Origin of the sequence: Mesorhizobium sp. M4A.F.Ca.ET.020.02.1.1, assembly GCF_004022645.1 — a bacterium.
GTDB lineage: Bacteria > Pseudomonadota > Alphaproteobacteria > Rhizobiales > Rhizobiaceae > Mesorhizobium.
This window is the reverse complement of the sequence record NZ_RZOI01000410.1, coordinates 1-5,451: the sequence shown is the minus strand read 5'-3', so window position 1 is coordinate 5,451 and position 5,451 is coordinate 1. Positions and strand designations below refer to the sequence as shown.

7 protein-coding genes are annotated in these 5,451 nt (G+C 64.4%); 6 read left to right on the top strand and 1 reads right to left on the bottom strand.

Annotation, left to right across the window (positions count from 1 at the left end):
* The first annotated feature begins 143 nt into the window (after window positions 1–143).
* The 6 genes from EN742_RS22560 (at window position 144) to EN742_RS22535 (ending at window position 4,263) form a co-directional block, all read left to right on the top strand.
* On the top strand, window positions 144–1,328 hold the full coding sequence (locus tag EN742_RS22560) for a cell wall hydrolase (RefSeq protein ID WP_128333293.1): 1,185 nt from the start codon (window positions 144–146) through the stop codon (window positions 1,326–1,328).
* Between the two features lie 266 nt (window positions 1,329–1,594).
* On the top strand, window positions 1,595–1,987 hold the full coding sequence (locus tag EN742_RS22555; RefSeq protein ID WP_126055982.1) for an AtpZ/AtpI family protein: 393 nt from the start codon (window positions 1,595–1,597) through the stop codon (window positions 1,985–1,987).
* A 63-nt stretch (window positions 1,988–2,050) separates the two neighbouring features.
* A complete protein-coding gene (locus tag EN742_RS22550) occupies window positions 2,051–2,809 on the top strand; it encodes a F0F1 ATP synthase subunit A (protein ID WP_126055981.1) in 759 nt (252 codons plus the stop codon).
* 67 nt (window positions 2,810–2,876) lie between these two features.
* Window positions 2,877–3,101, top strand: coding sequence for a F0F1 ATP synthase subunit C (locus EN742_RS22545; protein WP_006206606.1), 225 nt, complete (start codon window positions 2,877–2,879; stop codon window positions 3,099–3,101).
* A gap of 63 nt (window positions 3,102–3,164) precedes the next feature.
* A complete protein-coding gene (locus tag EN742_RS22540) occupies window positions 3,165–3,761 on the top strand; it encodes a F0F1 ATP synthase subunit B (protein ID WP_126055980.1) in 597 nt (198 codons plus the stop codon).
* A gap of 10 nt (window positions 3,762–3,771) precedes the next feature.
* On the top strand, window positions 3,772–4,263 hold the full coding sequence (locus EN742_RS22535) for a F0F1 ATP synthase subunit B (RefSeq protein ID WP_127406595.1): 492 nt from the start codon (window positions 3,772–3,774) through the stop codon (window positions 4,261–4,263).
* A gap of 241 nt (window positions 4,264–4,504) precedes the next feature.
* Here the strand turns inward: EN742_RS22535 and EN742_RS22530 are convergent, their stop codons facing one another.
* The gene (locus EN742_RS22530) at window positions 4,505–5,200 is read right to left on the bottom strand and encodes a ribonuclease HII (protein WP_127406594.1); all 696 of its coding nucleotides are present in this window, start codon (window positions 5,198–5,200) and stop codon (window positions 4,505–4,507) included.
* Window positions 5,201–5,451 lie beyond the last annotated feature (251 nt).

Genomic DNA, 5,451 nt, shown 5'->3' with positions numbered 1-5,451 from the left:
ATTTTCGGCCTGCGCAGCGGCGGCGAAAAACCTCCTGTTTCGGGCCAACATCAAAAAAACACGATCGATGGCGTTAACGCCCCATCAAGGTTAATGCATCATTTTGGCTCTCCAGAGGGTCAGTTGCGTTTCTGGAGAGTTCCGTGCATCGACGTGTCTTGAAGCGGCTGGTCGCCGCCGCCGGTGAGAAGAAGCGTTCCTTCCTGTCCCCGTTCGTTATTGGCCTCGGTATCTGGGTCGGCTTTCCTTCCGTCGTCGCCTATCAGGACATGACCAGCCTGGTTTCTGGTCTGGAGACGCCGAACGCCCGCTGGAACGCCTATGTCGAGAAATCCGTCGCCGGCTCGGTCCACGCCGCCGAGATGCCCTTCGTCGATTCCGTCTCAACCGGCTCCATCTCCGGCTCCGGCGTGCAGCTGCCGGGCGTCGGCGCGGTCGCCTTTCGCGGCAAGGGCAATGTGGCCGGCACGACGCCGGACGAAGACCGCATCGTGCGCGCCGACAAGAAGGGCCGCATCGTCCAGATCTCGCCGGTGGCGCCGCCGAAGGCCTTCAACGCCGGCTCGATCTTCCAACGCACGTCCTTCCTGCTGCGCCCGAGCATGGACAGCGGCCTGAAACTCGCCTTCGCCAAGCCAGGCATCAAGGGCAAGGAGATCCAGATCGCCCAGGCCTTCCACATCCGCGAGGACAAGAAGCCGGATCCAGCCGTGCCGGCCATGTTGGCGGCGCTCGTCAACAACGACAAGCCGGACGTGCTCGCCACCGCCTATGCTCAGGCCGAGCCCGACTATGCCAAGGCCTCGCCGTTCGAGGCGCTGCTGCAGGACGAGGAGCCGAACAGCGGCCGCTTCATCCCGCCGATGGCCAAGGGCGACCACTGGTGGATCCAGAACCCGCTGCCGGCCAGCGTCTTCTCCAAGCCGGAGCAGGCTTGCCTTGCCAACGGCATCTATTTCGAGGCGCGCAGCGAATCCGTGCGCGGCCAGGCCGCCGTCGCCCAGGTGATCCTCAACCGCGTCCGCAACCCGGCCTATCCGAAGTCGATCTGCGGCGTCGTCTACCAGAACGACAACTGGCTGAACCGCTGCCAGTTCTCCTTCGCCTGCGACGGCCGCAAGAAGCGCGTCAACGATCCCGTCGCCTACAAGACCGCTCAGGACGTCGCCATGGCGGTGACCGCCGGCAAGATCTTCATTCCGGAGGTCGGCTCTTCGACCCATTACTATGCCAATTACGTGCATCCGGGCTGGGCGCGCACCATGCAGAAGATGACCAAGATCGGCCTGCATATCTTCTACCGCACCTATGGCGGCGGCTGGAGTTGAGGCAGTTTCGCCGAGACCGTCTGAGTGGTCCGAATGGCTCAGCGCGCTTGCAATTGGGGAGCCTTGGTTGCAAGGATTCGCCGGGCGCTTGCCTCCAACCGCGACGGGCACGATGTCGCACCTCCTTAAGATATTGATTTCAATATAAAAAATACATGGGTTTGAAGTTCGGCCCGTGGCTTGACGGGCGCGGACCCTCTAACTATGTTGCCGGCGACTTTAGAAGCGGACGGACGGTAGCGGTCTGACCGGGCAGGGGGGTTGCGATGGCCGACAAGAACGGGCCAGACGGAACCGGAGAAACCGGCCGCGGCAAGCAGCGCGAAGCCGACATCCGCGACGACGATCTTGAGCGCCGCCGGCGTGATCTTGAAGCATCGCTTGCATCAAGAAGGCCGGACCGGCTCGAGGGGAAAGACGACGCGAAAGCAGTGACCGGATACGGTCAGGCACTCAAGCTGTCCAGCGAGTTCATCGCCGGGATAGTGGTCGGTGTCGGCATTGGCTGGATCATCGACCGGCTGGCGGGAATCTCGCCGTGGGGTCTGATCGTCGGCCTGTTGCTGGGGTTTGGCGCCGGCGTGCTCAATGTCCTGCGCTCGGCGGGGCTGGTGGCGCAATTCGGACAGGGCGGCAAGCCGCGTGATCCGGAGGAATGAAGTGGCGCCGTCATGGCGCTGGGTAAGACACTAAGGCCGCGTGCGGCTTTGACGGGGATGTAAATGGCTGCTGACAAGGTCGATCCGATCCACCAGTTCCATATCGTCAAGCTGATTCCGATCAATATCGGTGGCTACGACCTGTCCTTCACCAACTCCGCCTTGTTCATGGTTGCGACCGTCGCTGTCGCATCGGCCTTCCTTTATCTCACCACCGCCAGCCGCAGCCTGGTTCCCGGCCGCCTGCAGTCGGTCTCGGAAATGGCGTACGAATTCGTCTCCAACATGCTGCGGGATGCGGCTGGGAAGCAGGGGTTGAAGTTCTTCCCCTTCGTCTTTTCGCTGTTCATGTTCGTGCTGGTCGCCAATCTGCTCGGCCTGTTCCCGTATTTCTTCACCGTCACCAGCCACATCATCGTCACCTTCGGCCTAGCCGCGCTGGTCATCGGAACCGTCATTGTCTACGGCTTCACCAAGCACGGCCTCGGTTTCCTGAAGTTGTTCGTGCCGCATGGCGTGCCGGTCTTCCTCCTGCCGCTGGTGGTGCTGATCGAGGTGATCTCCTTCGTGTCGCGCCCGGTCAGCCTCTCGGTTCGTCTTTTCGCCAACATGCTGGCCGGCCACATCACGCTGAAAGTCTTCTCGGGCTTCGTCGTCAGCCTCAGCGCGCTGGGCGCGGTCGGTGTTGCCGGCTCGGTACTGCCGCTGGCCATGGCTGTGGCGCTGACGGCGCTGGAGCTGCTGGTCGCCTTCCTGCAGGCCTATGTGTTTGCCGTGCTGACCTGCATGTACCTCAACGACGCCCTGCATCCCGGGCACTGATCACGAGTTTCCGGCATTTGCCGCCGGATGGAATTGCAACGGAATTACGGATCCAAAGGAGTTTGAAATGGACGCAGAAGCAGCAAAGTACATCGGCGCCGGCATCGCTTGCCTGGGCATGGGTGGCGCGGGCATCGGCCTCGGCAACATCTTCGGCAGCTACCTGGCGGGCGCGCTGCGCAACCCGTCGGCCGCCGATGGCCAGTTCGGCCGCCTGATCTTCGGCTTCGCCGTGACCGAAGCTCTGGGCATCTTCTCCCTTCTCATCGCGCTTCTGGCCCTGTTCGGCTGAGCTTCGGGAAGATTGGACAGGCCGGCCGCGACCCGCGGCGGGCCTGATATCAGGGGATAGTCCATGTTCGTGACATCTGCCTTCGCAGAAGAGTCAGCGCCGGCCGCCGAAGGCGCCACCGGTGCGGGAGCCGAAACGCATGCCGGCACCGAGGTGCCGGCCGAGGCACACGGCACGTTCCCGCCATTCGATCCGGCGACGTTCCCGTCGCAGTTGCTGTGGCTGGCGATCACCTTCGGGCTGTTCTACCTGTTCCTGAAGCGGGTGGTGATGCCGCGCGTTGGCGGCATCATCGACGTCCGCAACGACCGCATCACGCAGGATCTCGACCATGCCGCCCGGCTCAAGGGCGAGGCCGACGCCGCCGTTGCTGCTTACGAGCAGGAACTGGCCGAAGCCAAGACGAGAGCCAATGCGATCGGACAGCAGGCCAGCGACGGGGCCAAGGCAGAGGCCGAGGCCGCGCGCAAACAGGTCGAAGCGGAGCTCGACAAGAAACTCGGCGAAGCCGAGGCCAGCATCGCTTCCATCAAGGCTAACGCCATGAAGGAAGTCGGCACCATCGCCGAGGACACCGCTTCGGCCATCGTCGAGGCGCTTGTCGGCGGCAAGGCCAGCAAGGCCGAGATCGCGGCCGCGGTCAAATCCGTGGCCCGGTGAGGAGCGCATCATGGACGCCACATCTCTCGCAACGCTTTGGGCCACGGTTGCCCTGGTCATCTTCCTCGGCATCGCCATCTACATCAAGGTGCCCGGCCTGATCGCCAAGGGGCTCGACGCCCGCGCCGCCAAGATCAGCAACGAGCTTGAAGAAGCCCGCCGGCTGCGCGAGGAGGCACAGCAGTTGCTCGGCCAGTACCAGAAGAAGCGCAAGGAAGCCGAGCAGGAGGCCGCCGACATTGTCGCCGCCGCCAAGCGCGAGGCCGAGTTGCTCGCCACCGAGGCGCACAAGAAGACCGAGGACTATGTCGCGCGCCGGACAGCGCTCGCCGAGCAGAAGATCGGCCAGGCCGAGCGCGAGGCGATCAGCGAGGTTCGCGCCAGCGCCGTCGACATCGCCGTCGAGGCCGCCCGCGCACTGCTTGCCGCCAAGGTCGACGCCAAGGCCGGCGCGGACTTCTTCAAGTCGGCGCTTCAGGACGTGAAGGCCAAGCTGAACTGAGCGCTTCGCCGTTAGAAATCAAAAAGCCGCCTGGGTAACCCGGCGGCTTTTTTGTTTGAGCGAGATATTCTCCCCCCTTGAGGGGGAGATGTCGCCAAAGGCGACAGAGGGGGTCGGTTCGACTGGGCGCGACTTTCTTGCGGACGACAGATGGCGTTGGAGCTTCACGCGAAGCGACCCCCTCTGCCTGCCGGCCATCTCCCCCTCAAGGGGGGAGATTACGCGCACCTTCGCCGCCGCCTCACTCCAGTCCTACAAAGCTCTCTTCTTCCACCACCTCGACGCCGCCCAAGCGAAACGGCGCGAATGACGCCCGGTGCAACCTTGCCACCGGTCCGTGTGCTTCGATCGCCGTGCGGTGGCGCGCCGTCGCGTAGCCCATATGCACCTCGAAGCCATAGCGATCGTGATGGCCGCCGCAGCCGCACATCATGCGGTCGCGCATCACCTTGGCGACAATCGAGGCGGCGGCAATCGACTGCGAACGCTGGTCGCCCTTGATCAGCGCGCGCCCCTCGCAAGCGAGACCGGGCGGCACGTCGCGGCCGTCCGCCAGCGCCAGCTTGGGCTGCAGCGAAAGGCCGGCGACCGCGCGGCGCATGGCTTCGAGGCTGGCCTTCAAGATGTTGCTGCCGTCTATGCCCTCGGCACTGATCGAAGCCATCGCCACGCCGAGCGCCGAACCCAGGATCCTGGCGAATAGCGCTTCGCGTTGCAGATGGGTGAGCCGCTTGGAATCGTCCAGCCCGTCGGGGATGTTGGCGGGATTGAGCACCACCGCCGCCGCGACCACCGGACCGGCCAGCGGGCCGCGGCCAGCCTCGTCCATTCCCGCCACCGGCCACAGGCCGTCGGCCATCGCCTTCGTCTCGATGGAGAAATCGGGTTTCTCGACGATTTCGAAGAGAAGCGGAGAATCGGAACGCGCGCGAGCCATGGTGCGGCGAGGTTCGCATCGGCTCCGATTCTCCGCAAGTCCCTCCGGGTCGGGTGGGGCGCGGACCGGGAGGGCACCGTCTCAAGGCCGGGGACAGGCCGGACGGGATTCTTCTCGCGCCGCCCGGCGAGGGCCGGCGCGAGACCTTCAAAGCAGCATCAACTGCTCGGCGGCGTTGGCTGCGGCAAGAAATTGGTCGGTCCTGAGTTGCCGCCGCTCGGCGTTGAGCCCGAGCCGCTTGGCGGTGATCT

Coding starts and splice junctions, on each gene's coding strand:
- EN742_RS22555 (WP_126055982.1), top strand. CDS start 1,595: ATGGCCGACAAGAACGGGCCAGACGGAACCGGAGAAACCGGCCGCGGC.
- EN742_RS22550 (WP_126055981.1), top strand. CDS start 2,051: ATGGCTGCTGACAAGGTCGATCCGATCCACCAGTTCCATATCGTCAAG.
- EN742_RS22545 (WP_006206606.1), top strand. CDS start 2,877: ATGGACGCAGAAGCAGCAAAGTACATCGGCGCCGGCATCGCTTGCCTG.
- EN742_RS22540 (WP_126055980.1), top strand. CDS start 3,165: ATGTTCGTGACATCTGCCTTCGCAGAAGAGTCAGCGCCGGCCGCCGAA.
- EN742_RS22535 (WP_127406595.1), top strand. CDS start 3,772: ATGGACGCCACATCTCTCGCAACGCTTTGGGCCACGGTTGCCCTGGTC.
- EN742_RS22530 (WP_127406594.1), bottom strand. CDS start 5,200: ATGGCTCGCGCGCGTTCCGATTCTCCGCTTCTCTTCGAAATCGTCGAG.